This is a genomic window from Lichenihabitans sp. Uapishka_5, assembly GCF_033947565.1.
Lineage (GTDB): Bacteria > Pseudomonadota > Alphaproteobacteria > Rhizobiales > Beijerinckiaceae > Lichenihabitans.
Window position 1 is genome coordinate 107,908 of sequence record NZ_JARPVX010000002.1, and the last position, 24,164, is coordinate 132,071.

Consider the following 24,164-nt stretch of genomic DNA (forward strand, 5'->3'; position numbering starts at 1 on the left):
ATGCCGATGCCGCCAGCCCCCAAGAGCCTGACCCGTCACGCTGCCAGCGTGCTCAACGCCCTGCCGCATGCGGTGATCGGCGTAGATGCCGGGGGAACCGTGATCGACGCCAATGCGGCGGCCGAAGCCTTCTTCGACATGAGCCAGCCGCACCTCGCCCGCCACAAGCTGGCCGACCTGGTGCCGTTCGGATCGCCGCTGCTGGACCTCGTCGAGCAGGTCAAGCTGCGCAATTCGGCCATGAAGGAATATCGAGTCGACCTCGGTACGCCCCGGCTCGGGCCGGACCGGACGGTCGACATCCATGTGGCGCCGATGGGCGACGACACCGACGCCGTGGTGATCGTGCTGCAGGAACGGACAATTGCTGAAAAAATGGACAGGCAATTGACGCACAGAGGGGCGGCCCGCTCAGTTTCTGCGCTGGCCGCCATGCTGGCCCATGAGATCAAGAACCCGCTCTCCGGCATCCGGGGGGCGGCGCAATTGCTCGAAACCGCGGTCGGGGACGAGGACCGCAACCTGACACGGCTGATCTGCGACGAGACCGACCGCATCGTGAAGCTCGTCGATCGCATGGAAGCCTTTACGGATCACCGCCCCATCGAGCGCGAAAGCGTCAACATCCATGCGGTGCTGGATCATGTGAAACGCGTCGCGCAGGCGGGGTTCGCCCGCCACGTGCGGTTCGAGGAGCGTTACGACCCTTCGCTGCCGCATATCCATGGCAATCGCGACCAGCTCGTCCAGGTGTTCCTCAACCTCGTCAAGAATGCCGCGGAGGCGCTCGGGCCCGATACGGTGGATGGCGAGATCGAACTGTCGACGGCCTTCCGGCCTGGGGTGCGACTTCGCACGCCGGGGTCGCGCACGCCGGTCAGCCTGCCGCTCGAGTTCTGCGTGCGGGACAACGGCCGCGGCGTGCCGGAGGACATCCGCGGGCACCTGTTCGATGCCTTCGTGACCACCAAGGCTTCGGGAACTGGCCTTGGACTTGCACTGGTGGCCAAGATCATCGGCGACCACGGCGGCATCATCGAATGCGAATCGCATCCGCACCGGACCACGTTTCGCATCCTGATGCCGATGTATGCGGCGCGTGATGGGCGGAGCGACGCCGACGCGAAGCTCGACCGCCCCGAGGTCCAGAAAGGTCTTTGAATGATGAACGGCCACATCCTCGTCGCCGATGACGATACGGCGATCCGCACGGTGGTGAGCCAGGCCTTGTCGCGGGCCGGCTACGACGTCCGGACCACCGCCACGGCGGCCTCGTTGTGGCGCTGGGTGCAGGCGGGCGACGGCGATCTGGTGATCACAGACGTGGTGATGCCCGATGAGAACGCCTTCGATCTGCTGCCACGCATCAAGAAGCTGCGGCCGGACCTGCCCATCGTGGTGATGAGCGCCCAGAACACCTTTATGACCGCCATCAAGGCGTCCGAGCGGGGCGCCTATGACTACCTGCCGAAACCGTTCGACCTGAAGGAGCTGGTGGCCATCGTCGGCCGCGCCTTGAGCGAACCGCGGCAGCGTGTGCCCGACGTCAAGGACCCTGAGCTCGAGGGCATGCCGCTCGTCGGCCGCTCGCCCGCCATGCAGGAGATCTACCGCTCGCTCGCCCGGCTGATGCGCACCGACCTGACCGTGATGATCACCGGCGAGTCGGGCACCGGCAAGGAGCTGGTGGCGCGCGCGCTGCACGATTACGGGAAGCGCAAGAACGGCCCCTTCGTGGCCATCAATATGGCGGCGATCCCGCGCGACCTCATCGAAAGCGAGCTGTTCGGCCATGAGAAGGGGGCTTTTACGGGCGCCAACACGCGCTCGGCGGGCCGCTTCGAACAGGCGGAAGGCGGAACCCTGTTCCTCGACGAGATCGGCGATATGCCGATGGAAGCGCAGACCCGCCTGCTGCGGGTGTTGCAGCAGGCCGAATACACCACCGTCGGCGGTCGCACGCCGATCAAGACCAACGTGCGCATCGTGGCGGCCACCAACAAGGACTTGCGTATCTCGATCCAGCAGGGCTTGTTCCGCGAAGACCTGTTCTTCCGCCTCAACGTGGTGCCGCTCCGGCTGCCGCCGCTCCGCGAGCGCACCGAAGACATCCCCGACCTGACGCGCCACTTCTTCCAGCAGGCCGTCAGCGAGGGCCTGCCGCTGAAGCACATGGATTCGGCCGCCTATGACCGGCTGAAGAAATACCGCTGGCCCGGCAATATCAGAGAGCTCGAGAATCTGACGCGCCGGCTGACGGCGCTTTATCCGCACGACGTCATCACGTCGCAGCTGGTGGAAGCGGAACTCGGCATGGACGTGCCGCCATCCGGGCTCGCGGCCGACGCCGGCCCGCCGGTCATGGCCGGCAGAACCTCGGCCGTGTCCGACGAGGGGGGGCTGATGGGCTCGGTCGAGCGTCATCTGGCGGACCTCTTCAAGCAGCATGGCGACAACCTGCCCCCGCCCGGCCTCTACCATCGCGTGCTGCGCGAGCTCGAGGTGCCGCTGGTGTCCGCCGCCCTGGCGGCGACGCGCGGCAACCAGATCAAGGCAGCCGAGCTGCTCGGTCTCAACCGCAACACCCTGCGCAAGAAGGTGCGGGAGCTCGACATCCGCTTGATGCGGGCGCCGCGCTGAGCCGTCGCCTTCATCTGGCCAGCCAGCCTGGGATGGAGGCGCCCTGAAATCGTCGCAATCCGGCAACACTGACACCCAAATGCAACGCTACTGCTTCGGGGCACGCTCCTCGACGGTGTGCGCCTTCGTTTGATGCCAGTGTCTGGAGCTTGGATGTCAGCCACCGACACGACCGCCTCGCCCCGCGCGAGACGGTTCGCCCCGCGCATGGGGCCCGTGATCGTCGCGTTGGCGCTGGTCCTCGCTTTGGCGTCGTTTGCCGTCTTCACGGGTTATACGCCCATCGCCCCGACGGACGCGGTGGTGCTGGACGTGTTTGCCGCAAACGCGCTGATCGTCGTCGTTCTGCTGATCCTGGTCGGCGTCGAGACGCTCCGCATCGTGGCGTCCTGGCGCGCCCGCGTCGCCGGGGCCCGGCTGCACCTCTATATCATCGGGTTGTTCTCCATCATCGCGGCGGTGCCGGCCATCATCATGGCCGTGGTCGGTTCTGTGACGCTGGAGCGGGGGCTTTACCCCGCCTTCATGCAGGACGTGCGCGGCTTCATCTCGCACACGGCCGATGCCGCGCGCCTTTACCGGGAAACGCAGTGCCATTCGCTGCTGCGGGAAGCCGACCTGACGGCCTCTGATCTCGATCGCGCCAAAGTGGGCGTCACCGACCGGAGCTTCTTCCAAAACTATTTCGCGTCCCGGGTGCATTTCCTCGGCTTCACCACGGCCGTGATGATGAAGAGCGACGGCAGCATCACGGCGCAGGTCGATACCGGCCTCCCCGCCCAGATCGTTCCGCCGAGCGCGACCGATTTCGACGACGCCAAGAAGCACGAGCCGGTCTGCTTCGTGCTCGATGAGGGCAAGACCTTCGTGGCCCTGCGGGTGCTGCCGTCCTTCGACGACACCTATCTTTATCTCGGTCGGCCGGTCGACCCCTTCGCGATCGAGTTCGACCAGCAGGCCCAGAACATCATCGGTCTTTACGACGCCTTCGACCAGCACAGGCGATCCATTCAATTCGCCTTCATCAGCATGTTCGGCTTGCTGGCCCTAATCATGTTGTTGTCGGCGATCTGGCTTGGCCTGTCCTTCGCCAACACGCTCGCGGCACCGATCCGTCGACTGATCCGCGCCACCGATCAGGTGTCGTCCGGTAACCTCTACGTCCAGGTGCCCATCCGCCGTGCCGAAGGCGATCTCGCCCACCTCGGCGAAACCTTCAACAACATGACCTCCGAGCTTCGTCATCATCAGAACCGCCTCATCGAGGCGAGCCGCGTGCTCGACGAACGCCGTATGTTCACCGAGGCGGTGCTGTCCGGCGTTCCAGCCGCGGTGATCGGCGTTTCGGCCGACGACGCCATCACGGTCCTGAACCCATTCGCGCGCAAGTTGCTGGCCCTCGACGAGGCCGAGGACGATGCGGTCGGCCAGCCTTTCGCAGACAAGTTCCCGGAGCTTGCCCCGATGATCGTGGACGCCAAGGCTGCGCGACACCGCATGTACCAGGCGCAGGTGACGCTGGTGCGCAGCGGCCGTGAGCGGAACTTTAACGTGCGTGTGACGGCTGAAGCGTCGGGCCGCTCGAACCAGAGCTATGTGGTGACGCTCGACGACATCACCGACCTCGTTTCCGCGCAGCGCACGTCGGCCTGGGCCGATGTGGCGCGCCGCATCGCGCATGAGATCAAGAACCCCCTGACGCCGATCCAGTTGTCGGCGGAGCGCTTGAAGCGGCGCTACGGGCGCGTCATCACCGAAGGGCGCGACGTGTTCGACCAATGCACCGACACGATCATCCGGCAGGTCGACGACATCAAACGCATGGTCGATGAGTTCTCGTCCTTCGCACGCATGCCGAAGGCGACGCTGGACGAGGACGACCTCACCAAGTGCGTCCAACAGGTGTTGTTCCTGATGCGGGTCGGCCACCCCGACCTGAGCTTTGAGGCCGAGGTGCCGGACGAGCCTGTGCGGGCACGGTTCGATCGCAGACTATTGACCCAGGCGCTGACCAACATCGTCAAGAATGCCACGGAAGGGATCGCGGCCGCCGATCCGGCCCTGTCCCGGCCGGCCATCGTGACCGTGGCATTGAAGCTTGAGGATGGCACGGTGACGATCGATGTCGACGACACCGGCAAGGGTTTCCCGACCGAGAACCGACAACGGCTGCTCGAGCCCTATATGACGACGCGAGCGGAGGGGACGGGCCTCGGCCTGCCGATCGTGGCCAAGATCCTCGAGGACCATGGCGGCGGCCTTGATCTGTTGGACAACGATCGGACCGGCCCTGCCGGTGGCGGCGCCCGGGTCCGATTGTTCTGGCCCGCCCGCGGACCGGGCAAGATCCAGCCGACAGCCGCAGAAGCGGCCGAACCGATGATGAAGAAGGCGTGACCTGACATGGCGACCGACATCCTCATTATTGACGACGAGACCGACATCCGGGAACTCGTGGCCGGCATCCTGTCGGACGAAGGCCACGGCACGCGCACGGCCAAGAGTTCCGACGAAGCGATGGCGATGATCGGCGCGCGGCGGCCGCACCTGGTGTTCCTCGACATCTGGCTGCAGGGATCGCGCCTCGACGGGCTGCAGCTACTCGAAATCATCAAGGAACAGCATCCGACCTTGCCGGTGGTGATGATCTCCGGGCACGGCAACATCGAAACCGCGGTGTCGGCGATCAAGATTGGCGCCTATGACTTCATCGAGAAGCCGTTCAAGGCCGACCGGCTGGTGCTGGTGGCTGACCGGGCGCTCGAAACCTCGCGCTTGAAGCGCGAGATCACCAACCTCAAAGTCCGCTCGCATACGCCGAACCGCATCGTCGGCAAGTCGAGCGCCGTGAACCAGCTGCGTCAGACGGTGGAGCGTGTCGCACCGGCCAATTCCCGCCTGATGATCACCGGCGCGCCGGGATCCGGCAAGGAACTTGCGGCCCGGATGATCCACGACTCATCGGCGCGCGCCTCTTCGCCTTTCGTTGTCATCAATGCCGCCAACATCACGCCCGAGATGATGGAGGTCGAGCTTTTCGGCACCGAGGGTGGGGAAGGCCACAGCCGCAAAGTCGGTGCGCTTGAGGAGGCGCATGGCGGCTCCTTGTACATCGACGAGGTGGCCGACATGCCGAAGGAAACGCAGGGCAAAATCTTGCGCGTCCTGGTCGACCAGAACTTCCTGCGGGTCGGCGGCAGCACCCGCGTGCATGTCGACGTCCGCATCATGTCATCGACGAGCCGAGACCTGGCCCAGGGGATCGCGGCCGGCACCTTCCGCGAAGACCTGTTCCACCGTCTGTCGGTGGTTCCGATCCGGGTGCCGTCCTTGTCCGAGCGCCGCGAAGACATCGGCGAACTGATCACGTTCTTCATGGATCAGATCGCCGTCAACAGCGGCCTGACCAAGCGGCGCATCGCGCCCGACGCCATGGCGGTGCTTCAGTCGCACGACTGGCCGGGCAACATCCGGCAGCTCCGCAATAATGTCGAGCGGCTGATGATTCTTGCCACCGGCGACGCAGAGGCCGAGGTGACGGCCGATATGCTGCCGTCCGAGGTCGGAGCCCTTGTGCCCTCGACGCCGAATGGGGCAGGGGGCGAGCGCCTGATGAGCCTTCCGCTGCGCGATGCGCGGGAAGCCTTCGAGCGGGAATATCTGGTGGCCCAGATCAGCCGTTTCGGCGGCAACATCTCACGCACGGCCGAGTTCATCGGGATGGAGCGGTCGGCGTTGCATCGCAAGTTGAAGTCATTGGGAATCGATTGATCTTACGGTCGAACCGGCAGGCGAGGGGCCCGGGACGGGGGTGTTCAAAACCCCGGTGCTTCAATAAAGTGACAGGGTCGAGCCTCTCGATGCGACCTCAAGGACAAGAACAACATGGCTGCTGAACGCGCGCAGAACCTTCAGGACACCTTCCTCAATCACGTTCGGAAGAACAAAGTCCCGCTCACCATCTTCCTGGTCAATGGCGTCAAGCTGCAGGGCGTGGTGACATGGTTCGACAATTTCTGCGTGCTGCTGCGTCGCGATGGCCATGCCCAGCTGGTCTACAAGCACGCGATCTCGACCGTGATGCCCGGCCATCCCATTCAGATGTTTGAGGCCGCCGAGGATGTGACGCAAGGCGACAAGGCTTGATGAGCCGTCAGCGGTCACACGCGTGAGCGACCACGGGCTCGTCCACTTCCTCGATGCGGAGCGCGCTGCGGCCGAGGCCACGCGGGCGCTCGTTATAGGACCGTACCTGAACGAGCGGCGTCGAAGCGCCGAGGCGGGACGGTTGTCGTCCGAGCGATCCACCAAGGCACGGATCGAGGAAGCGGTCGGCTTGGCGCGTGCCATCGAACTCGATGTCGTCGAGGGCAGGGTGGTGATGTTGTCCGACATCCGGCCGGCCACCTTCCTCGGCACCGGCAAGGTCGAAGAGCTGGCGCAGGACGTGAAGGCCCAGGACGTGTCCTTGGTGATCATGGATTGCGCCTTGTCGCCCGTGCAGCAGCGCAATCTCGAGCAGGCCTTCGGATGCAAGCTGATCGACCGGACGGGGCTCATCCTCGAAATCTTCGGCCGGCGCGCCCGGACGCGTGAGGGCGCGCTGCAAGTCGAGCTTGCGCACCTCGAATATCAGAAATCGCGCCTTGTCCGCTCATGGACCCATCTGGAACGACAGCGCGGCGGCTTCGGGTTCCTGGGTGGTCCCGGTGAAACGCAGATCGAGACGGATCGCCGGCTGATTCAGGACCGCATCGGCCGTATCGAGCGCGATCTCGACCATGTGCGTCGCACCCGCTCCATCAACCGCAAACGCCGTGACGACGTTCCGTTCCCGGTGGTGGCGCTCGTGGGCTACACCAATGCCGGAAAGTCGACGCTGTTCAACCGGCTCACCCAGGCCAGCGTGTTGGCCGACGACATGCTGTTCGCCACGCTCGATCCGACCGTGCGCCTGCTTGAGCTTCCCCATCGGAGCAAGGTGGCCTTGTCGGACACGGTGGGATTCATCTCCGACCTGCCGACCACGTTGATCTCCGCCTTTCGGGCAACGCTGGAAGAGGTGGTCTCGGCCGACATCGTGCTGCACGTTCGCGACATCTCGCACCCCGATACGAAGGCGCAGAGCGACGACGTGGCCGGCATCCTGGAGGAGCTCGGCATCAACCCGACCGATCATGGACGGGTCATCGAGGTCTGGAACAAGCTCGATCTGCTCGACGAGGAGCAACGTGCCGACAAGGCGGCGGTGCTGGCCGGGCATCAGTCGATCGATCAGGCTGTTCTGGTGTCGGGCCTGAGCGGGGAGGGGTGCGAGGCGCTTCTCGAGCGCATCGAACGGCATCTGTCGACCGACAGGGTCACCTTCGACCTGACGCTCGATTCCGCAGACGGCCCCGCCCTGCACTGGGTGTACGAGCATGGCGAAGTGCTGGACCGCGTCGATGCAGAGTCGCAGATCCAGGTCAGGGTGCGGGTTCACAACCAGCGGGTCGATCGGCTGAAGCATCGATTCCCGCTGGCGCGGCCGATCGATGTCACAGAGGCCGCGCCGGAAGCTTAAGCCTTCTCGCCAGCTTTCGCATCGCCCCAAAGGTCTTCCATCTCGGCGAGCGTAGCCTCGCCAAGGCTTCGACCCTGGGCCGCCAAGGACGTTTCGATATGGCCGAAGCGTCGTCGGAACTTGTCGTTGCCGCGGCGCAGGGCCGCCTCGGGGTCGACATCGACGTGGCGCGCCAAGTTGACGACGGCAAACAGCAGGTCGCCGATCTCGTCCTCGATCTCCGATCGGGTTCCGGTCGCTTCGGCGTCCACAACCTCGTCGATCTCCTCCCGCACCTTGGCGGCCACAGGCGCCAGATCGGGCCAGTCGAAGCCGACGGCGGCCGCCCGATTTTGAAGCTTAAGGGCTTGCGTCAGGGCAGGGTGGTTGCGGGGCACCTCATCGAGGTGTCTTGAGGGCTCCAGGCCGCGTCGGGCCTGACGGGCGGCCTTCTCACCCTCTTTAATGTTTGCCCATAGGCCTTTGACCTGTTCGGGCGACAGTTCACGAACCGCACCGAACACATGCGGGTGACGGCGGATCATCTTGGCTGTGATCGCCTCGACCACATGACCAAAGTCGAAAGCGCCCTGCTCTTCGGCAATCCGGGCGTGGAACACGACCTGCAGCAAGAGGTCGCCGAGTTCGTCCTGAAGGTCTTCGAGGTCGCCGCGCCCGATCGCGTCGACGACTTCATAGGCTTCCTCGACCGTGTAGGGTGCGATCGAAGCGAAGCTTTGCTGGACGTCCCAAGCGCACCCGGTCTCGGGATGTCGTAGAGCCGCCATGATAGAGAGGAGGTCAGTGATGTCCCGGGAGCGTTCCATGGACATCCTGTAGCATACCGGCTTTGGCCGTGTAGTGGGGGCCTACAAGGCCCCCACGAAGATCAACCGAGGGCGATCGAGAGGGCTTCACGACCCTTCGGGGTGTCGACCACACGCATCTGTACCGCCTGGCCTTCAGCCAGATGGGACAGGCCGGCAGCGCCGAGGATCGAGATGTGGACGAACACATCCTTGCCACCGTCGTTGCTCGACACGAAGCCGAACCCCTTGGTGTCGTCGAACCACTTGACCTTGCCAGAGATCTGGATGGCCGTAGCGGGATCGGGACGGCTGCGCGGACCACGCGGCGCATCGGTCGTCCGCTGAGGAGCCCGTTCGGCCGCACCAGCGGTGTCGACCTCAAGCACGCGCGTCACCTGCGCACCCTTGGCGCCGCTGCCGACCTGAACCTTGAGGCGCGCACCCGGAGGCACCGTCTCGAAGCCAGCGGATTGCAGGGCACCGATATGCAGGAACGCATCGCCAGCGCCGTTCGACAGCTCGACGAAACCGAAGCCCTTGTCGGACTTGAACCACTTGACGACCGCATCGACGGACGCCGCAGTGGAGGAAGGCGAAGACGCCATCATGTCGGGACCGCCACCAAAGCCGCCGCCGCCAAAGCCACGCTGAGGAGGCCGGGAGGGGCGGGGCTCGTACGGAGCAGGACCGTCGTCATCGAAGCCGCGCTTACGGGGGCCCCGAAAGTCTCTACCTTTGCTCATGCTATCCGCTCGACTTCACCGAAATACTTCGCCCGTCCTACTCGCCACAACAATGCGTTCGTGCCGAAAACAGCTGGCTTGACCCACTTCGACCCAACCGAGCGCGCTGGAATGACCCATAAGAGCACGTCCGGAAATGATCTCGCCATTTGTGGCACAAAGTGGAACCGGTGCCTAGCGGGTTCCCCCTGGAGCTCGTGCAATTTCTTCAGCCTCGGCGATGCTGAAAATCCAGCCAAACGCGGCAGCAAACCAGATTCGCATAAGATATATTATGGAACCTGAGCTTGCCGGTCAGGAGGCGGAGAGCATGAGTTTATGGGTGATCGCATCCACCATGGCCTGGAACGAGGCATCGATGATGTTGGCCGATACGCCCACGGTGGACCAGCGTCGGCCTGCGTCATCGCCGTAGTCGATCAACACCCGCGTCACGGCATCGGAGCCGCCCTGGAAGATGCGGACGCGATAGTCGAGCAGCTTCAGGTCGTCGATATGGCGCTGGTATTGGCCGAGGTCCTTGCGCAGCGCGAGGTCGAGCGCATGGACGGGGCCATTGCCTTCGGCGGCCGAGATCAGGGTTTCGCCGTCGACCGTCAGCTTGACGATGGCTTCGGACACCGTGACCCGTTCGCCGGCTGCGTTGTAGCGGCGCTCGACGCTGACGCTGAAGCGCTCGACATCGAAGAAGTGCGGCACCTCGCCGAGGATGCGCCGGGCCAGAAGCAGGAAGGACGCATCGGCACCCTCATAGGCATAGCCGAGCGCCTCGCGCTCCTTCAATTCGTCGAGCAGCCGTACGACGCGCGGATCGTCCCGGCGCACCTCGATGCCAAGCCGGCCAAGCTCGGCCAGGACGTTCGACCGCCCGGCCTGTTCGGACACCAGGATCTTGCGAACATTGCCGATTGATTCGGGCATCACGTGTTCGTAGGTGCGTGGATCTTTCACCACGGCGGACGCGTGGATGCCGGCCTTGGTCGCAAAGGCGCTGGCGCCCACGTAAGGCGCGTGCCGGTCCGGGGCGCGGTTCAGTAGCTCGTCGAAGGCATGCGAAACCTTGGTCAGGGATGCGAGCTGCCGCTCGCCGACGCCGATCTGGAACCGATCCGCATAGGCGGGTTTCAGCGCCAGCGTCGGTATGAGGCTCACCAGATCGGCATTGCCGCAGCGTTCGCCGATGCCGTTGAGGGTTCCCTGAATCTGCCGCGCGCCGGCCCGCACGGCCGCGAGCGAGTTCGCCACCGCCTGCCCCGTGTCGTTATGGGCGTGAATGCCGATCCGATCCCCCGGCAAGGTCGCGCAAACGGCCGACACGATCGCATACACCTCGTCCGGCAAGGTGCCGCCATTGGTGTCGCACAACACCATCCATCGTGCGCCGGCGCTCCGGGCCGCCTCGAGGCAGTCCATGGCGAAACCGGGATTGCTTTTATAGCCATCGAAGAAATGTTCGGCGTCGAGCATCACCTCGCGCCCGGCCGCATGGGCGGTCGCCACCGAGTCGCGGATCACCTCGAGGTTCTCGGCGAGGCTGATGCCGAGTGCGAGGTCCACATGGTAGTCCCAGGCCTTGGCTACGAAGACGATCGCCTCGGCGCCCGTCGAGAGCAGGGCGGCCACGCCCGGGTCGTTGGCGGCCGACCGCCCTGCCCGTTTGGTCATCCCGAACGCTGCGAGACGGGCCTGCAGCGGCGGCGGGTCGGCGAAGAACGCGGTGTCCCGGGCGTTGGCGCCGGGGTAGCCGCCTTCGATGTAATCGATGCCGAGGCTGTCGATCAGCGCCGCGACCTGTCGCTTGTCTTCGAGCGAAAAGTCGACGCCGGTGGTTTGCGCCCCATCCCGCAAGGTGGTGTCGAAAAGGGTGAGGCGTTCCCGCATCAGTGCTCGGTGTCCGGGGCCGCCAGGGTCAGGCGCATAGCCGTGCGGCCGAGCCATTCGTCGCCGAGCGGCACGGTTTCACGGTGCAGCGCCAGGTAGCCGCGTTTGGCGAAGAAGCCCTGCGCCGTGTCGCTCGCCGCCACCCGCAAGCCGCCTGCCCCACGACCCTTGGCAATCTTCTCCAAGGCATCGCAAAGCGCGGAGGCTACCCCCTGCCCCACGGCATCGGGCTGCACATAGAGCATGTCGAGTTCGTCCTGCCCCTTCAGGGAGGCGAAACCAGCGACTTCGCCCGCCACTGTGGCGAGGATCGTCAGTTGCGCTTGGAGGCGCTTGGCGAAGGACGCTTCATCGTCGGCAGTGCCGATCCATGCGGCCTGCTGGGCTGGCGCGTAATCGTCGCCGGTCAATTCGTCGATACTGGCCGCGAAGATGGCGGCCAGTATGGGGCCATCGTCGGGCAGCATGGGCCGAAGGGCGATCTGGGTCGGTCGGGTCATTCAGCCATGTCCTCGGGAAAGGCTCCAGCCCGTGGTGCCGTCCTTATTGTCCTTCAGCAGGATGCCGTCTCGCGCGAGTTCATCCCGGATGCGGTCGGAGGCGGCCCAGTCCTTGGCGCGGCGCGCAGCCAGCCGCTCGGCGATGCGGGCTTCGATCGCGGCCGCATCGACGCCCGCTTGCTTCCGCGCGGCCCAAGCCGAGCCCGTTTCCTGCAACAGGCCGAGCAGGCGCGCCGACGCGCGGGCCTCCGCATGCGCCCCGGACGACACCAGCTGGTGCAAAGCCGCCAGGGCGGCCGGCGTGTTGAGGTCGTCGGCCAGGGCCGACACAACGTCTTTACCGGGGCTGGCGTCGGCGCCCTCATTGCCGATTGCGGCATACCAGCGGTCAAGCGTTTGCTCGGCTTCGACAAGGGCCCGGACGGTCCAGTCGATCGGCTGGCGATAATGCGTGCGCAACATGGCGAGGCGCAGCACCTCGCCGGGCCAAGCGCGACCGCCGAACGAATCCCCGGTCAAAAGATCCCGGATGGTGACGAAATTGCCGAGCGACTTCGACATCTTCTCACCCTCGACCTGGAGGAAGCCGTTGTGCATCCAGGTTTGGGCCATGGCATCACGACCGAAAGCGCAGCAGGATTGCGCGATCTCGTTTTCATGATGGGGAAAGATGAGGTCGAGGCCGCCGCCGTGGATGTCGAACGTTTCGCCCAGGTAGCGCCAGCTCATGGCCGAGCACTCGATATGCCAGCCGGGGCGACCGCGGCCCCAGGGGCTGTCCCAGCCGGGCTCGGTCGCGGCGGCGGGCTTCCACAGCACGAAATCCGCGTCGCCGCGCTTATAGGATGCGACCTCGACGCGAGCGCCGGCCTGCATTCCGGTGAGGTCGCGGTGCGACAAGGCCCCATAGGTCGGCATCGCCGCAACATCGAACAACACGTGTGACTCGGCCTGGTAGGCATGACCGGAGGCGATCAGCTTTTCGATGATGGCGATCATCTCGGCGATATGGGCCGTGGCGCGGGGTTCCACGGTCGGCGGCAGGCAGCCGAGGCCCGCCACATCGTCGAGGAACTCGGCCGTCGTCGTCTCGGTCAGCGTCTCGATGGCAATGCCGCGCTCGGCCGCGCGCGTGATGATCTTGTCGTCGACGTCGGTGATGTTCCGCACATAGGTCACGTGAGCGGCGCCGAAACGCTCGCGCAGGAGGCGGAACAGCACATCGAAGACGATCAGCGGGCGCGCGTTGCCGATATGGGCCCGGTCGTAAACGGTCGGCCCGCACACATAAAGCCGGACCCGTTCCGGGTTCAGCGGCACGAAATCGGTCTTCTGGCGGCCAAGCGTATCGTAGAAGCGCAAACCCATCGGGCATCCATCATCGGCTGGTGATGGCAGGCCGCCCGCTCACGAGCCGACTGATCCGGATCTCTTCAGTGCGCCGCCGTGGCCATCGGCTCCGAGCCTATGCCATGGCGGCATGCGCCCTACAACCTCAAGTGTGCTCCGGAGCCGGTGCGCGGCCGTCCTCGGCCATCATACGGGTCATCACCACCTGCAGGCCCGAAAGAAGCGCCAGATCCTGGCCCTCCATGGTGGCCGCGACAACGCGCCAGTCTCCTTCGCTAGCACGGCCGGAGAACATGCGGACGCGTTCAGCGGTGAAATCGCCGATCGTCACACCGGCGCCGTTGGCCCGGCGCCGCACGTTTGCGGCGAAATCACCGCCGATCGAGGCCACTGCGGCGGCCGCGACATGATGGTGGGCGCAGGATGTCAGGATGTCGGACACGCGCATGCTTGTCTCCTTCCCTTGCCGGTCGTCGCGCCTTCGGCGTCTGTCCTTCGCCCCGTCACGCTTGCTGGCGTCCGGGTGCGAATCAATGGCTCGACCGTGCTTCAAAAATGACACAGGCCAGGAAACATCGCCAGTGTCGCCGTTGCGTCAGCCCTTGTCGCATACGAAGATGTGATCCGATCGAGGAGGTTCGGCCGCCATGCGCCGGTCCGGCATTCAGCATGGCGGCGCGGGACGCTGGACGGGTTTGCCGCTGCGGTCTACGGAGGGTTCATGTCCGAAGGGGCCCAAGGCGCCAAGGGGGACAGCGACGCTTGGGGACGCCGCCGCATGACCTTTCGAATCTGGCCATCGCAACGCATCAGGCAGGCGCTGGCCGACGGCGTGGTGGCGGCGCGCATGCCGGTCGTCGATCGGCAGATTCAGCCGGCCAGCATGGACCTTCGGCTGGGCGACCGAGCCTATCGGGTGCCGGCCAGCTTCCTGCCGGGGCCGCATCGCACCGTCGCCGAGCGCCTCGGCGATCTGGCCACGCATGCGGTCGACCTGTCGGGGCCGAACGTGCTCGAACGCAATTGCGTTCACATCATTCCGCTCATGGAGAGCTTGCGGCTCCCCGCCGATACGAGCGCCCGCGCCAACCCGAAAAGCTCCTCCGGGCGCCTCGATATCTTCGTGCGGCTCATCACGGATCGCGGCTCGGCCTTCGACGATATTCCGTCCGGCTATGCGGGGCCACTTTATGCCGAGGTGGTGCCCCGCTCGTTCCCGGTTCTCGCGGAGGTCGGCGCCACGTTGAACCAGATCCGCTTTCGGCAGCGCGACACCGGGGCCATGCAGGCCAAGCGGACCAGCGACGTCACCATCAACCTCGACCCGGACAGCTCCGATGGGATCGTCGGCTACCGCGCCCGTCGGGCTTCGGGCGTGGTCGATCTGGCTCGCGTCGCGGCCTACCCGCGCGACGAATTCTGGGAGCCTCTGTTCAGCGTGCCGGGACGGCGGGACCTCGTGCTCGTGCCGGATGAATTCTACATCCTGGCCTCGCTCGAGGACGTGCAGGTGTCGGCCAGCGAGGCCGCCGAGATGGTGGCCTATGACACGTCCGTCGGGGAGGCGCGGGTCCATTATGCCGGGTTCCTCGACCCCGGTTTCGGGCTTCCCGAAGCGGGCGGGTCTGGAAGCAAGGTGGTGCTCGAAGTGCGCAGCCACGACGTGCCCTTCTTGCTCGAGCATGGGCAGCGTGTCGGCACCCTCGAATACGAGCCCATGCTGGCGCGGCCCGATCAACTCTACGGGCAGGGCATCCTATCGAACTACCAGGGCCAGGGCCTGAAACTCTCCAAGCATTTCGTGTGATCGCCATGCAGACAGATGCCGCCCCGAACACATTCATGCGCGCCGAGATCCTGGAAACACCCGACGCGGTGGCGCGGCTCGTCGAGCGTGAGTCCGGCACCTTCGCGACGCTCGGGCGAAAGCTGCGCGGGATCGACCCGCGGGTCGTGGTCACGGCGGCGCGCGGCTCCTCCGACAACGCCGCCGCTTATTTCAAATATCTCGTCGAGATCCTGCTGGGCGTGCCGGTGGCCTCGGTCGGCCCATCGGTGGCCTCGGTGTATCGAGCACCGCTTCGCTTGCGCGACGCCCTGGTGATTTCCGTGTCGCAATCCGGCCAAAGCCCCGACATCGTGGCGCTGCAGCAGGCGGCCCGCGAGGCCGGTGCCTTTTCGATCGCGGTCTGCAACCAGCCGGCGTCGCCGTTGGCGAGCGCCGCCGACGTCACCATCCCGCTGCATGCGGGCCCGGAGCAGAGCGTCGCCGCCACGAAGACCTGCCTCGGCTCGGCCGTGGCGCTCGCCTCGCTGGTGGCCGAATGGAAGGACGACGACCAGCTGCGGCGCACCATCATGCGGCTTCCCGAAAGCCTGCACCGGACGCTCGCTTGCGAGTGGAGCGAGGCGCTGCCGGTCTTCACCGCGGCGACTTCGGCCTATGTGGTGGGACGCGGACCGGCTCTGCCGGTGGCCGCCGAGGCGGCGCTGAAGTTCAAGGAAACGGCGGTGCTGCACGCCGAAGCCTTTTCCGGGGCGGAGGTGATGCACGGCCCGCTTCAATTGCTGCAGCCGCGCTTTCCCGTCCTGGCGTTCCTGCAGGATGACGCGGCCAAGCCCGGCATGGTGGAGACCGTGGCGCGTTTGCGCGCCGCGCAAGGCCATGTCTTCGCGGTCGGAGCCGGCCAGAACGGTACCGGCGCCCTGCCCTGCGTCGCGACCGGCCATGCCGCCCTCGACCCCCTGGCCATGCTGCTGGCCTTCTACGGTTTCGCCGAACAGATCGCCCGGGCCCGCGGACACGACCCGGACCGGCCCAGTCTGCTGCGCAAAGTCACGGAAACGGTGTGATGCTCGACAGCGCCCTGCGGGTCGGCCGGCTGTTCACCGGCGAACAGTTCCTCGACGACCATGCCGTGCTGCTAAGCCAGGGCCGCATCGAGGATGTGGTGCCGGCTGCCCAACTGCCGTCCGGTCTGCCGGTCGAGGATCTCGGCCCGGATCTTCTGCTGGTGCCGGGCTTCGTGGACGCGCAGGTGAATGGCGGCGGCGGCGTGTTGTTCAACGAGGCGCCCGATCTCGCGGGCGCCATGGCGATCGCCGAAACGCACCGCCGCTTCGGCGCCACGGCCATGCTGCCGACCTTCATCACCGACGCCGACGCCCCGCGGGCGCGGGCCGTTGTGGCGATCCGCCAGGCGCTGGCCGAACGGCGGCCCGGCATCGCCGGCATTCACCTCGAGGGACCCTTCTTGTGTCGGGCCCGCAAGGGCGCCCATGCGGCGGACCTCATCCGACCGATGAGCGATGCGGATGTCGACAGTCTGCTGGAGCTTGGTCTCGACACGGTGTTGCTGACCGTCGCGGCCGAGAATGCGACGCCAAAACAGATTCGGCGGTTGTCCGACGCCGGCATCATCGTCAGCCTCGGGCATAGCGACGCCAGTTACGAGATTGCCAGCGCGGCCGCCGATGCGGGCGCGCGCGGCATCACCCACCTGTTCAACGCCATGAGCCAATTCGGCCACCGTGGGCCGGGCCTCGTCGGCGCGGCGCTCGACCACGGCGCCCTGTGGTGCGGCCTGATCGCCGACGGGCACCATGTGCATGCCGCGGCGGCACGCGTGGCCTTGCGGGCCAAGAAGGGCCCCGCCCGGCTGTTCTTGATCAGCGATGCCATGCCTCCGGCCGGGGCGCCGGGCGACACCTTCACCCTGTCGGGCCGTCGCGTGACGCGCAAGGGCTCGCGGTTGACGCTCGATGACGGCACTTTGGCGGGCTGTGACCTGACGATGGATGCCGCGGTCCGCCATGCGGTCTCGGCGTTCGACGTGCCGCTCGGCGAGGCGCTGCGCATGGCGAGCCTTTATCCGGCGATGTTCCTGCGGCTCGACCACGATCGCGGCCGGATCGCGCCCGGATATTGCGGCGATCTGGTGCTGCTGTCGCCAAAGCTGCAGGTCGAAGGCGTGTGGATCGCCGGGCAGGGGCGGCGAGAACCTAGGGCCCCTGGGGTCAGTGCCGCTTAGGCCGAGAACCCGCTCAACGCCCGGAACCGGTTCATAGCCCGCGCTTGAACCGCATCGCAGGCCCCTGCCCCACCACGGTCAGGTCGCCGTTGGATTCGAGATGCCATTTCGGCAGCGAGTGCAGCCCAACCAGGATGTCGTGCTCGGTGTCGTCGACGGGCTTGCCGCAGTTCTTGCGCGTCATCGCGATCGAGCCGGCCGCAAGCTTCTGGTCCTTGATCGGATAGAGCGCCATCGAGAAGGTGTTGCAGCCGCCGAAGCCGGTGGCGCGCAGCTTGTCGTCGAGGCTGAAGCTCGGCGCGTCGCCCGACAGGCTCCGGCCCCCGATGTCATACAGGATCCAGGTGGCGCCGAAGGGGAACTGTTGTTCCGCCGCCCCTGTGGGCTTGTAGACTTCTTCCTTCTGCTTGCGCAGCAGCTTGGGGCCTGCCTGGGCCAGCACGGGCGTCGACAGCGGCAATGCGAGCCCGGCGACCAGCATGAGGCGCAACGAAAGTCCGCGGCGGCGAGCGACGTGGGGGCGACGTGGCAAAAACGGCATGGTTCTCCGGCCCATGGTGATCGTTGATCGCGGTAGCAGACGGAGTGATGCAGAACAACGTCAGGTTTGGGACGACATCAAGGCACCGGCTCGCTGCGACCGCCGGAGGGCAAGCGGCCCACAAGGCTGTCGAAGAGCGGATTGGCGGCCGCGAAGATGTAATCCATGGGGGCCACGATCACCTTGCCGGCGCCGCGCTCCACCAACCAATCCGACAACGGGCCCACCTGCCCGGCCGCGCAGTGGAAGATCTGCAAATCGGGGCTTCCCGAGGGAAACCGCTCGGCTGCAAAGCGGGCCGCGGCTTCGGGGCCGAGGTCCGGCGCGCCTGCTTCGAACTGGGCCCGGACCTCGCGGGACAGGCGGGCGGCTTCCTCGGCCGCGATGCGGGCCAGGATCATGCGGGCCGCCGCCAGGGTGGCGTCCGACCACGGCGCTGTCAGCGAGGCCATCAGGTTCGCCTCGGACCGCAGCATCACGCCATCGTCCAGCACCTTGAGGCCGTTCGCGGTCAACGTCGCCCCGGTGGTGGTGATGTCCACGATGAACTCGGCCGTCCCGGAGGCGGGTGCTCCTTCGGTGGCGCCGAGGCTTTCCACGATCCGGTAATCCGTGACGCCCCGCGACGACAGGAAGGCGCGGGTGAGATTGATGTATTTGGTGGCTACGCGCATCCGGCGCCCACGCCGGGCATGGAACACGGCCGCCACATCCTCGAGATCGGCCGTGCCGCGCACGTCGATCCAGGCTTGCGGCACCGCCACCACCACATTGGCGTTGCCGAAGCCGAGCTTCGACAGCAGGGCGACGCGTGCGCCGGCGTCGGCCACCTGCTCACGCAACAGGTCCTCGCCCGCGACGCCCAGATGCACGGCGCCCTCGGCCAGCTGGCTGACGATGTCGGCCACCGGCAGATAGGCGACCTCGACGTCGTCGAAGCCCGCCAGGGTCCCGCGATAATCGCGGGCGCCACGGCCCTGCTGCAGCGTCAGTCCCGCACGCGCGAAGAAGCCGGCGGCGTTCTCCTGCATGCGGCCCTTGGATGGAACGGCCAGCACAAGCGGACGGCTCGTCGTCATCGTGGTGTTCCCTGCCCGGGATGAAGGGTGTCGACCCAGATCGCGGCGCCGACGGCCGGGACAGGCACCGTGCTGCCGAGCGCCTGGGCGAGACGATCGTAGCGGCCCCCGACCAGCACCGGCCCTCCAGGCAGCCCCGCCAAGCGAGCCTCGAAAACGAAGCCCGTGTAATAATCGAGGTTGCGACCAAAGGCGCCCGAGAACCGGGTGGTGGCGAGGTCGACGCCTTCGATCGCCATCAGGCTGATGCGCGCCTCGAACAGGTCGAGCGCCGCCGATAGGTCGAGCCCAGCCTCTTCGGCCAGGGCCCGCAGAGCGAGGGCAGCTGCGTCGGGCTCGCCCGCAATGGCGAGATAGCGGTCGAGGATCGATCGTTGTTCCGGCCCGAATGGTGGCGCCGCCCGCAGGGCGACCTGGCTGAGGAAGCGCTCGGCGATCTCGGACGCCGAACGGCCACCGACGCTGGCGATCCCCGCGATCGACAGGAGATCGTCGACGAGCGCGCGGGCGCCGGCCGCGTCGGTGCCGGCCATTGCGGCCAGCACGCCGGAATGATCGGCGGCCGTGGTGGGCGCCGCAGCCAGAACCGTCGCGGCGCTCTCGCCCTTGTCGAGGCCGCGTTTCAGTCGGCGTTGCCACAAGGCCGGCAACCGCAGGGCGTCGAGCAGGGAGGCCAGCAGGCCGGCATCCCCGAAGATGGTGGTCAGGCTGCCGCCGGCGGCGGCCCGGACCGCTTCGGAGGCTAGGCCCAACACTTCGGCGTCGGCTGCCGCCGTATCGGTGCGCCCAAAACTTTCGAGCCCGACCTGAAGCGTTTCGGCCGGCTCGCCGGCCCGCATGCGGAACACCGGGCCCGCGCAGCTGTAGCGCGTCGGCGTCCCTGCATCGGCGGACGTCAGATAGGCACGGCAGACCGGAATGGTGAACTCCGGCCGCAGGCAGAGTTCCCGACCCGTCTGGTCGGTCGTGAAGAACAGGCTGGCGCGGATCTCTTCGCCACCGAGATCGAGGAAGGGCGCCGCCTCCTGAAGGATGTCGGGCGTCACCGACGCATAACGGGCTTGCTGCAGGACGGACATCAGGGCCGACATGTTGCGGCGGCCGATCCCGGTGGTTTCGCTCTCGTGAGGCACTACGACGCCGCCATCCCTACCCTGCCCGCGCTTCTAGCATCGTCGATGCCGGCTGCGAGCGAATTCATCCATCACCGTGAACGCCGGCGCTTCACGCCGTTGCGTGGCGCGCCAGAACCTCTCGAACGGCCTCGACAAGGCGCGCCTCGGGCACCGTCGCCTGTGCCTTCTGGCGCAGTTCGACATAGTCGGACCGGTCCTTGCTGGCGCGGCCGAGTTCGGCCCCAAGCACCAGGTCGCGGATCACCACAGTGGCGCCGTCCGCGGCGTCGCGTTCGTTGCTGCCCTGCAGCACGGCGCACAGGCTGCCGCGCTTGTCGGCATATTTCAGCTGCGCATTCAGGCCCGAGCCGCCGAGATAAAGTTCCGCCGCGATGCCGGCCTGGCGCAACATCGTCACCAGAGCCTGGTAGCGCGCTAGCTGATCGCGATCCAGCACCGTCACCACCACGGGGCCGGGAGGCGCCGCATGGGCCACGATAGGGCTGCCGACTGCCTTCAAGGCAGCCTGGAGACGCGAGATGCCGATCGAAAATCCCGTCGCCGGCACCACCTCGCCGCGGAAGCGAGCCACGAGCCCGTCATATCGGCCACCGCCGCCCACGGAGCCGAACCGAACCGGCTTGCCGTCGTCGCCCGGCACCGCGAAGGTGAGTTCCGCCTCGAAGACGGGGCCGGTGTAATATTCGAGGCCGCGCACCACGGACGGATCGATGCGCACGCGTCCATCGTCATAGCCGGCGGCCGCCACCAAGGCGGCTATCTGCTCGAGTTCCGCCACGCCTTCGAGGCCGCGCTCCGAGCGGCCGACCACCGCGCGCAATGCCGCGAGGGTGGCATCCGTCTGCCCCTGCCCGGCCCCGGTGAAGGCCAGCACGCGCTCGATCTCCGCCGCGTCGAGGCCGGCCCCCTTGGTGAAGTCGCCGCTGTCGTCCTTGCGGCCGCTGCCCAGCAAGGCCGCCACGCCCTTGGGGCCGAGCCGGTCGAGCTTGTCGATGGCGCGCAACACCGTGAGACGACGCCCGGCATCGGCCGCGCCGCCAAGGCCGATCGCCTCCATGACGCCATCGAGGACCTTGCGGTTGTTGACCTTCAGCACGTAGTCGCCACGGCCGATCCCGAGCCGCTCCAGACAATCAGCCGCCATCATGCAGAATTCCGCATCGGCTGCGACGCTGGCCGAGCCGACCGTGTCGGCATCGAATTGCATGAACTGGCGGAAACGACCGGGACCGGGCTTCTCGTTGCGGAACACATAGCCGGCGCGATAGCTGCGGTAGGGCTTCGGCAGCGCCTGATAGTTCTCGGCCACGAAGCGCGCCAGAGGCGCCGTCAGGTCGTAGCGCAGGGACAGCCAGGACTCGTCGTCATCCTTGAACGAGAAGACGCCCTCGTTCGGCCGGTCGAGATCAGGCAAAAATTTGCCCAGCGCGTCCGTATATTCGATGAACGGCGTTTCGACCGGCTCGAAGCCGTAAAGGCGGTAAGTCTCGCGGATGCTGGAGATGATGCGGTCTGTTGCCGCGATGTCCTGCGCATGCCGGTCGACGAGCCCGCGCGGCAGACGCGCCTTGGCGAGTAAAGGCTCGGTCGGGATAGGATCGGACATGCGGGCCTCGTAAAGAACGCGAGGCGCCTTCTAGCGACTCGCGGCCCCTGCAAGCAAGGCTCGTGACCCCATGCCGGGGTGTCCTCAGTCGTCCTGGTCGGTGTCGCCTTGCGCGGGTGTCGCCGGGCGCGTCATCACGGTCTTGCAGGCAGGGCTCAGGCTCGGCAGGTTGCGGTTGAGGCAGGCCACGATCGCATCCTCGTCCGGCACGGAGGAACTGCACAGGCGGTAAACGTCGGGCGTGCAGGCCAGTTGATCGTCCGCCGATCCGCGGCCCGCTGCATAGGCCTGACCGCCCAACACCAAGGTCGCCGCGAGCGCGAGAGCAGTTCCATAGCCCATAGACTTGATCGACATGAATATTCCTTTGCCTCGCGCTTGGTCACGCGCCGGGCCTTCGAGCCCACCGAGAACAACGGCGAGCCCCTGCAAAAGTTTGCTCGTGCGCTCCGGCTAGTCGTCAGGCGCTGTCGCCGCTCTTGGCCCGGTGCCTGGCCGGCCCCGCGCTGCGCTCGAGATTGTGGACGCTGTTGATCAGGCCGACATGGGTAAAGGCCTGGGGAAAGTTGCCGACGAGCCTTTGGGCCGACACATCGAATTCTTCCGAGATCAATCCCACGTCGTTGCAATACCCCACCAGGCGCTTGAACATGGCTTGCGCCTCGTCCCGCCGGTCCATCATGGTGTAAACGTCGACGAGCCAGAATGAGCAGGGCAGAAAGGTCCCCTCGCCGCCGCTCAGTCCGTCGACCGCGCTGCCGGTGTCGTAGCGTGCCACGAAACCGTCGTGCAGCAACGATCCCTCGATGGCCTTGACGGTGCCGATCACCCTGGGATCGTCGGGCGGCAGGAAGCCGACGATGGGGATCAGCAGCAGGCTCGCATCGAGCGCCTTGGCGCCATAGGACTGCGTGAAGCTGTTCAGCGCCTTGTCGAACCCCTGGTCGCAGACCTGCTGGTGAATTTCGTCCCGCGTCTTGCGCCATTGCTCGACCGGACCGTCGAGGCCGAATTCCTCGACCGACTTGATGGCCGACGTATAGGCCAGCCAGGCCATGACCTTCGAATGGGTGAACTGCCGGCGACCGCCGCGCACCTCCCAGATCCCTTCGTCGGGATCCCGCCAAATGCCGTCCAGATGCTCGATGAGCTTCTTTTCCAGCTGCCAGCCGGCCACGTCGTGGTCCATGCCGAAGCAGCGCGCCTGGTACATGGCGCCCAGAACCTCGCCGAACACATCGAGTTGCAGTTGCCCCGATGCGGCATTGCCGACCCGCACGGGCTTCGAGCCCTCATAGCCGCTCAACCAATCGATCTGAAACTCATCGAGACGGCGCTCGCCCGCCACCCCGTACATGATCTGCATCTGGGCCGGCGAGCCCGCGATGGCCCGCAACAGCCAGGCGCGCCATGCCACAGCCTCGTTGAGGAAGCCCGAATCCACCAGCGCATAAAGCGTCAGGGTGGCGTCTCTCAGCCAGCAATAACGGTAATCCCAGTTGCGGCTGCCGCCGAGCTGCTCGGGCAGCGAGGTGGTGGCCGCCGCCACGATGCCGCCGGTCTCGAAATGCGTCAGCGCCTTCAGGGTGATCAAGGAGCGAAGCACGAGGTCCGCCCATTCGCCGCTGCCTTCGGCCTTGAAACCCTTCGACCATTCCCGCCAGTTCCAGGTGGCACGTTCGATCACTTCGCCGACGGAGTGGCGGGCCGGCAGCGGCCGATGCGAGGCCGACCAGTTGAGTGTGAAGCTTTGTTCCTCGTCCTGGTTCAGCGTGAAGTCTGCGACGGTCGTCATGTTCTCGCCGCGCAGGGGAACGCTGGCGTCGAGCACCAGCCTGTCGGGGCCCGCGATCATCGACAAGCGGCCGTCATCGAGACGACTGGCCCATGGCACTACGAGGCCATAGTCGAAGCGTACGCAGAGCGTCATCTGCATCGCCACGCTGCCCCGCGTGCAACGAAGCTGGCGCGCCACGTCGGCGTGGCCCTCGCGACGGCCCATACAATCGGTCAGCACCACGGTGCCGGCGTCGGTCTCGAAAGTCGTCTCGAGAACGAGCGTCCCCTTGCGATATTGTCGTGTGACCCGGGCAGTCTCGTCCACCGGGGCGATGCGCCAATAACCGTTGTCTTGATTGCCCAACAGGGCTGCGAAGAAGGCAGCGGAATCGAAGCGCGGCAGCCCCAGCCAGTCGATGGAGCCGTTGCGCCCCACAAGGCCCGCCCCTTCGCAATTGCCGATGAGCGCGTAATCCTCGATGCGCAACGCCATACGACTCTCCCTTGGTTTCGCTAGCGAACGCACA

The 24,164-nt window shown here is 66.3% G+C and carries 21 protein-coding genes; 9 read left to right on the forward strand and 12 right to left on the reverse strand.

What is annotated here, in order from left to right:
- The 6 genes from P7D22_RS01525 (at window position 1) to hflX (ending at window position 8,203) form a co-directional block, all read left to right on the forward strand.
- The gene (locus P7D22_RS01525) at window positions 1-1,161 is read left to right on the forward strand and encodes a two-component system sensor histidine kinase NtrB (protein ID WP_319932520.1); all 1,161 of its coding nucleotides are present in this window, start codon (window positions 1-3) and stop codon (window positions 1,159-1,161) included.
- A complete protein-coding gene (gene ntrC / locus P7D22_RS01530; RefSeq protein ID WP_319932429.1) occupies window positions 1,162-2,640 on the forward strand; it encodes a nitrogen regulation protein NR(I) in 1,479 nt (492 codons plus the stop codon).
- A gap of 153 nt (window positions 2,641-2,793) precedes the next feature.
- Window positions 2,794-5,037 carry a sensor histidine kinase NtrY-like gene (locus P7D22_RS01535; protein WP_319932430.1) on the forward strand — a complete coding sequence of 748 codons (2,244 nt, stop codon included), beginning with the start codon at window positions 2,794-2,796 and terminating at the stop codon, window positions 5,035-5,037.
- A 6-nt stretch (window positions 5,038-5,043) separates the two neighbouring features.
- Window positions 5,044-6,411 (forward strand): nitrogen assimilation response regulator NtrX, encoded by a 1,368-nt coding sequence (gene ntrX, locus P7D22_RS01540; RefSeq protein WP_319932431.1) that lies wholly within the window; start codon window positions 5,044-5,046, stop codon window positions 6,409-6,411.
- 114 nt (window positions 6,412-6,525) lie between these two features.
- Window positions 6,526-6,786, forward strand: coding sequence for an RNA chaperone Hfq (gene hfq, locus P7D22_RS01545; RefSeq protein WP_319932432.1), 261 nt, complete (start codon window positions 6,526-6,528; stop codon window positions 6,784-6,786).
- A gap of 22 nt (window positions 6,787-6,808) precedes the next feature.
- The gene (gene hflX / locus P7D22_RS01550) at window positions 6,809-8,203 is read left to right on the forward strand and encodes a GTPase HflX (RefSeq protein WP_319932433.1); all 1,395 of its coding nucleotides are present in this window, start codon (window positions 6,809-6,811) and stop codon (window positions 8,201-8,203) included.
- Here hflX and mazG read toward each other — a convergent pair.
- From mazG to P7D22_RS01580, 6 genes are all read right to left on the reverse strand, one after another.
- Window positions 8,200-9,009: a nucleoside triphosphate pyrophosphohydrolase gene (mazG, locus tag P7D22_RS01555; protein WP_319932434.1), complete on the reverse strand. Its 810-nt coding sequence runs from the start codon at window positions 9,007-9,009 to the stop codon at window positions 8,200-8,202. The two genes, hflX and mazG, sit on opposite strands and share 4 nt — an antisense overlap.
- Before the next feature lie 62 nt (window positions 9,010-9,071).
- The gene (locus P7D22_RS01560; RefSeq protein ID WP_319932435.1) at window positions 9,072-9,734 is read right to left on the reverse strand and encodes a cold-shock protein; all 663 of its coding nucleotides are present in this window, start codon (window positions 9,732-9,734) and stop codon (window positions 9,072-9,074) included.
- A 294-nt stretch (window positions 9,735-10,028) separates the two neighbouring features.
- Window positions 10,029-11,615: a citramalate synthase gene (gene cimA, locus P7D22_RS01565; protein ID WP_319932436.1), complete on the reverse strand. Its 1,587-nt coding sequence runs from the start codon at window positions 11,613-11,615 to the stop codon at window positions 10,029-10,031.
- On the reverse strand, window positions 11,615-12,115 hold the full coding sequence (locus tag P7D22_RS01570) for a GNAT family N-acetyltransferase (RefSeq protein WP_319932437.1): 501 nt from the start codon (window positions 12,113-12,115) through the stop codon (window positions 11,615-11,617). The genes cimA and P7D22_RS01570 overlap by 1 nt, the downstream gene beginning before the upstream one ends.
- Window positions 12,116-13,483 (reverse strand): cysteine--tRNA ligase, encoded by a 1,368-nt coding sequence (gene cysS / locus P7D22_RS01575; protein ID WP_319932438.1) that lies wholly within the window; start codon window positions 13,481-13,483, stop codon window positions 12,116-12,118.
- Between the two features lie 127 nt (window positions 13,484-13,610).
- Window positions 13,611-13,913 (reverse strand): hypothetical protein, encoded by a 303-nt coding sequence (locus P7D22_RS01580; protein WP_319932439.1) that lies wholly within the window; start codon window positions 13,911-13,913, stop codon window positions 13,611-13,613.
- A 330-nt stretch (window positions 13,914-14,243) separates the two neighbouring features.
- On the opposite strand from P7D22_RS01580, the gene P7D22_RS01585 reads away from it, so the two are divergent.
- From P7D22_RS01585 to nagA, 3 genes are read left to right on the forward strand one after another with little or no spacing between them, the layout of a single operon-like run.
- Window positions 14,244-15,272 carry a 2'-deoxycytidine 5'-triphosphate deaminase gene (locus P7D22_RS01585; protein WP_319932521.1) on the forward strand — a complete coding sequence of 343 codons (1,029 nt, stop codon included), beginning with the start codon at window positions 14,244-14,246 and terminating at the stop codon, window positions 15,270-15,272.
- 5 nt (window positions 15,273-15,277) lie between these two features.
- On the forward strand, window positions 15,278-16,318 hold the full coding sequence (locus P7D22_RS01590; protein ID WP_319932440.1) for an SIS domain-containing protein: 1,041 nt from the start codon (window positions 15,278-15,280) through the stop codon (window positions 16,316-16,318).
- Window positions 16,315-17,496 (forward strand): N-acetylglucosamine-6-phosphate deacetylase, encoded by a 1,182-nt coding sequence (gene nagA, locus P7D22_RS01595; RefSeq protein ID WP_442916000.1) that lies wholly within the window; start codon window positions 16,315-16,317, stop codon window positions 17,494-17,496. Before P7D22_RS01590 ends, nagA begins: the two co-directional genes overlap by 4 nt.
- Window positions 17,497-17,527: 31 nt before the next feature.
- Here the strand turns inward: nagA and P7D22_RS01600 are convergent, their stop codons facing one another.
- The 6 genes from P7D22_RS01600 to P7D22_RS01625 form a co-directional block, all read right to left on the reverse strand.
- Window positions 17,528-17,977, reverse strand: coding sequence for an META domain-containing protein (locus P7D22_RS01600; RefSeq protein ID WP_319932522.1), 450 nt, complete (start codon window positions 17,975-17,977; stop codon window positions 17,528-17,530).
- A gap of 137 nt (window positions 17,978-18,114) precedes the next feature.
- The gene (hisG, locus tag P7D22_RS01605) at window positions 18,115-19,116 is read right to left on the reverse strand and encodes an ATP phosphoribosyltransferase (protein ID WP_319932442.1); all 1,002 of its coding nucleotides are present in this window, start codon (window positions 19,114-19,116) and stop codon (window positions 18,115-18,117) included.
- A complete protein-coding gene (locus P7D22_RS01610; protein ID WP_442916004.1) occupies window positions 19,113-20,207 on the reverse strand; it encodes an ATP phosphoribosyltransferase regulatory subunit in 1,095 nt (364 codons plus the stop codon). The genes hisG and P7D22_RS01610 overlap by 4 nt, the downstream gene beginning before the upstream one ends.
- Window positions 20,208-20,340: 133 nt before the next feature.
- Complete coding sequence (hisS, locus tag P7D22_RS01615) at window positions 20,341-21,858, reverse strand: histidine--tRNA ligase (protein ID WP_319932444.1); 1,518 nt, start codon at window positions 21,856-21,858, stop codon at window positions 20,341-20,343.
- 84 nt (window positions 21,859-21,942) lie between these two features.
- Window positions 21,943-22,215: a hypothetical protein gene (locus tag P7D22_RS01620; RefSeq protein ID WP_319932445.1), complete on the reverse strand. Its 273-nt coding sequence runs from the start codon at window positions 22,213-22,215 to the stop codon at window positions 21,943-21,945.
- A gap of 103 nt (window positions 22,216-22,318) precedes the next feature.
- Window positions 22,319-24,130, reverse strand: a complete 1,812-nt coding sequence (locus P7D22_RS01625; RefSeq protein ID WP_319932446.1) for a glycoside hydrolase family 15 protein — start codon at window positions 24,128-24,130, stop codon at window positions 22,319-22,321.
- Window positions 24,131-24,164 lie beyond the last annotated feature (34 nt).

What these genes read in the sequence shown, in the direction of transcription:
- P7D22_RS01525 (WP_319932520.1), top strand. Translation starts at nt 1, where the DNA reads ATGCCGATGCCGCCAGCCCCCAAGAGCCTGACCCGTCACGCTGCCAGC.
- ntrC (WP_319932429.1), top strand. Translation starts at nt 1,162, where the DNA reads ATGATGAACGGCCACATCCTCGTCGCCGATGACGATACGGCGATCCGC.
- P7D22_RS01535 (WP_319932430.1), top strand. Translation starts at nt 2,794, where the DNA reads ATGTCAGCCACCGACACGACCGCCTCGCCCCGCGCGAGACGGTTCGCC.
- ntrX (WP_319932431.1), top strand. Translation starts at nt 5,044, where the DNA reads ATGGCGACCGACATCCTCATTATTGACGACGAGACCGACATCCGGGAA.
- hfq (WP_319932432.1), top strand. Translation starts at nt 6,526, where the DNA reads ATGGCTGCTGAACGCGCGCAGAACCTTCAGGACACCTTCCTCAATCAC.
- mazG (WP_319932434.1), bottom strand. Translation starts at nt 9,009, where the DNA reads ATGGAACGCTCCCGGGACATCACTGACCTCCTCTCTATCATGGCGGCT.
- P7D22_RS01560 (WP_319932435.1), bottom strand. Translation starts at nt 9,734, where the DNA reads ATGAGCAAAGGTAGAGACTTTCGGGGCCCCCGTAAGCGCGGCTTCGAT.
- cimA (WP_319932436.1), bottom strand. Translation starts at nt 11,615, where the DNA reads ATGCGGGAACGCCTCACCCTTTTCGACACCACCTTGCGGGATGGGGCG.
- P7D22_RS01570 (WP_319932437.1), bottom strand. Translation starts at nt 12,115, where the DNA reads ATGACCCGACCGACCCAGATCGCCCTTCGGCCCATGCTGCCCGACGAT.
- cysS (WP_319932438.1), bottom strand. Translation starts at nt 13,483, where the DNA reads ATGGGTTTGCGCTTCTACGATACGCTTGGCCGCCAGAAGACCGATTTC.
- P7D22_RS01580 (WP_319932439.1), bottom strand. Translation starts at nt 13,913, where the DNA reads ATGCGCGTGTCCGACATCCTGACATCCTGCGCCCACCATCATGTCGCG.
- P7D22_RS01585 (WP_319932521.1), top strand. Translation starts at nt 14,244, where the DNA reads ATGACCTTTCGAATCTGGCCATCGCAACGCATCAGGCAGGCGCTGGCC.
- P7D22_RS01590 (WP_319932440.1), top strand. Translation starts at nt 15,278, where the DNA reads ATGCAGACAGATGCCGCCCCGAACACATTCATGCGCGCCGAGATCCTG.
- P7D22_RS01600 (WP_319932522.1), bottom strand. Translation starts at nt 17,977, where the DNA reads ATGCTGGTCGCCGGGCTCGCATTGCCGCTGTCGACGCCCGTGCTGGCC.
- hisG (WP_319932442.1), bottom strand. Translation starts at nt 19,116, where the DNA reads ATGACGACGAGCCGTCCGCTTGTGCTGGCCGTTCCATCCAAGGGCCGC.
- P7D22_RS01610 (WP_442916004.1), bottom strand. Translation starts at nt 20,207, where the DNA reads ATGTCGGCCCTGATGTCCGTCCTGCAGCAAGCCCGTTATGCGTCGGTG.
- hisS (WP_319932444.1), bottom strand. Translation starts at nt 21,858, where the DNA reads ATGTCCGATCCTATCCCGACCGAGCCTTTACTCGCCAAGGCGCGTCTG.
- P7D22_RS01620 (WP_319932445.1), bottom strand. Translation starts at nt 22,215, where the DNA reads ATGTCGATCAAGTCTATGGGCTATGGAACTGCTCTCGCGCTCGCGGCG.
- P7D22_RS01625 (WP_319932446.1), bottom strand. Translation starts at nt 24,130, where the DNA reads ATGGCGTTGCGCATCGAGGATTACGCGCTCATCGGCAATTGCGAAGGG.